Source organism: Endozoicomonas sp. ALE010, from assembly GCF_049310165.1.
Taxonomy (GTDB): domain Bacteria; phylum Pseudomonadota; class Gammaproteobacteria; order Pseudomonadales; family Endozoicomonadaceae; genus Endozoicomonas.
In genome coordinates this window covers 1-2,366 of sequence record NZ_JBLYNV010000164.1, presented here as the reverse complement: position 1 = coordinate 2,366, position 2,366 = coordinate 1, and the positions used below count along the sequence as shown (strand labels likewise).

The 2,366-nt window shown below is 47.6% G+C and carries 3 protein-coding genes; 1 reads left to right on the top strand and 2 read right to left on the bottom strand.

Annotated features, from left to right (window positions below; all coding sequences use genetic code 11):
• Positions 1-336 (bottom strand): hypothetical protein (locus ACO6UY_RS24435; RefSeq protein ID WP_422464016.1); only part of this gene is annotated, 336 nt, incomplete at its 3' end.
• Between the two features lie 309 nt (positions 337-645).
• Here ACO6UY_RS24435 and ACO6UY_RS24430 point away from each other — a divergent pair.
• Positions 646-981, top strand: a complete 336-nt coding sequence (locus ACO6UY_RS24430; RefSeq protein WP_422450531.1) for a hypothetical protein — start codon at positions 646-648, stop codon at positions 979-981.
• Positions 982-1,111: 130 nt separating this feature from the next.
• On the opposite strand, the gene ACO6UY_RS24425 is transcribed toward ACO6UY_RS24430, so the two are convergent.
• A complete protein-coding gene (locus ACO6UY_RS24425; protein WP_422491643.1) occupies positions 1,112-2,158 on the bottom strand; it encodes a hypothetical protein in 1,047 nt (348 codons plus the stop codon).
• Positions 2,159-2,366: the final 208 nt, after the last annotated feature.

The following is a 2,366-nucleotide window of genomic DNA, read 5'->3' as shown; positions in this document are numbered from 1 at the left end:
TGTAGTGAGCGGTACATCCTTCATTGGTTCAGGCATGACCTGCACCATCGCTGAGGTATGTTCATTGCCAGTTAATAGCCTGTTGTCGCTGGTTGTTGGTAGATTTATTGATATCCCCGGAAGCGTGGAAGCTGCGTCAGCAGACATGGCCGTGTCAGTCTCCATTGGCTCCGGATTACCCTGAACCGAAGTCGAAGAAGAGCGCTCAATACACGAGTTATTGCCAGTAACACGCCTGAGCTTTATGGGGGAAATGGTCCCGGATTCAGGTTGCTGTTGATGCGGTGGCAACGCTCCAGTGTCCGTTGTTGTCTTTTCAATCTGGCGACCTGCCATGCTCCGCTTTCTTTTGCGTTTGTGGCTGGTTGACGGCTCGTCTCTTCCAGCTGCAGTAGATGTTAACCTGGATACAGTATCTGCGGTTGCTGAGGAGGAAGGTGACTGCATGGTTTGTTTGGAGGTCCTCCCTGTTTCCAGTTGGAGAATCGTTTGGGTGAAAGTCTCATACTGACTGTATTTTCAGGGTTTGCGCTCCACGCAATCCCCCATAGCAACAAATTTCGTCCGGCCTGATATGGGGTAACGGCCAAACACCGGTATGATGTTTACTGAAATACTACACCGTTCCAGTGAGAGGCCGCCCCGATGGAAGTATGTCAGCCGTTGGCGAAAACCGCTAATACTTGCCACGCTCTTGAGCAGCTCGAACTCATGTTGATTCGCCTGCGCCAGCATCATAATTCGATCCGGCACTTTGAAGATTATGAAAACCAGGTCCATGCTCTTTTTGCTCAGGCAAAGTGTGAGGTTCTTGCAAATGATCTGGCTTCACTCGACGTCGATGCACCAGTCATTGAGTTCAATGGCACCTGCTATCACCGGGCATTGCGTTGTTCTGCAACTTATCAGTCAGCTGTCGGCCCTATCCGGGTTGCCCGTACACTGTACCGGCATGGCAAAGAAAGCTGGGACCATATATGACACCGGTTTTTGGTGGTTTGACTTTCTTCTTGATATTCGCTTCCGGTTTCCTCTAATTTCAGGTAGGCACCAATTTAACCAGCGTATGTTGCCATTTTAACCGTAAAATGCTTGAGTCAGGGCAACTGGTTTATCCTTGTAGGAACTCTTCCATCCAGTCATTGTTGTTGACCCGTTCTGACTCGGTCGCAAATAAATCAAAATCCGGCGACAATAAATCAGAATCCGATTCCCAAATGTCAATGTCAATTTCGTTCAGCCCAAGAGGGTCTTTTTTTCTGCATTCTAAGGCTGAATGCCAGGCGTTTTGTGTCTGTTTATCCACATCATAATGGTTGATCTTTTGGAGAACACTTATTAACTGCGGAAGTATCATCTCTTTCCGATAGGGTTCCAATAGTTCAAGTTCTCTATTCCCCAATATCGGAAAACGATCCAGCTCTTCCATTGCCGCTTCAAAGGTAAATTTCGGCCCTTGAATGCTCCTGGTGGAATCCTGATCCCAAGGGGGGGGCGTGCTTGCAGGAGGTTGTTGCAGAGCGATTGCTGTTACTACGGGTGTTTTTGTTGTCTCAATCTGTACCAACTTTTCAGCCACTGCATTTTTAACGAGCTCAGGAACAACACCATCATTATCATTTCGGATAACCGGGCTGAGCGCCTTACATAAACTTGTGGTTAGCTGGCCGTTGCTGGCATAGTGTTCCAGAGATGACCACACCGCTGGCTTTAATGGTTTTTTGTATTTGATGATATTGATAATCATGGAAGGTGACAGCAGAAATGCTGCTTTTTTAGGCTCAGCTTTCCTGGTCTCTTTGGTTCTTGCTTTCATTTGGGCTAATTTTGCCTCAAGCCTGATCGCATAGGGCTCCCGTTTGTCCTGAGGCTTTTCATACCATTGTTCTGTGAATTCAGTTGCCTTGAAAAAGGCGGTCAACTGTTCCAATGTCCAGTTCTTTATAACAAGGCCAGTATCCGTGAGGGTAAAATCCGGTTTTTGGAGTACAACCGGTTCACCATCGGTTGGCATGACAGTAAGCTTTTGATTCCTGAATTGATACTCTGTTTGTTTAAGCTCGAACAGTATGGCCGTGATAAAGTACCACAGGCGTTCCTGGCCCAACATGACGTGATCACCATCAACAACTACGCCTCTTTCATCATCAGTTGACACCCGGTTTGAAAAGCAGAGATCCGGTATATCGATGTGTTCAGGCAGATAGTGGTTTGTCAGTAACATTCCTTCCAGCAACCGTTGCTGAATCGTGACATCAGGAGCAGTTTCAGGTGCAGCCTGATAGTCAAGACAGGCATCCATGAATTGCTGCATTTTGTGTTGTCCAAGCACCCGATGTAACCCGCGCCACTGTGAGACGGTGGGC

Coding starts and splice junctions, on each gene's coding strand:
- ACO6UY_RS24430 (WP_422450531.1), top strand. CDS start 646: ATGGAAGTATGTCAGCCGTTGGCGAAAACCGCTAATACTTGCCACGCT.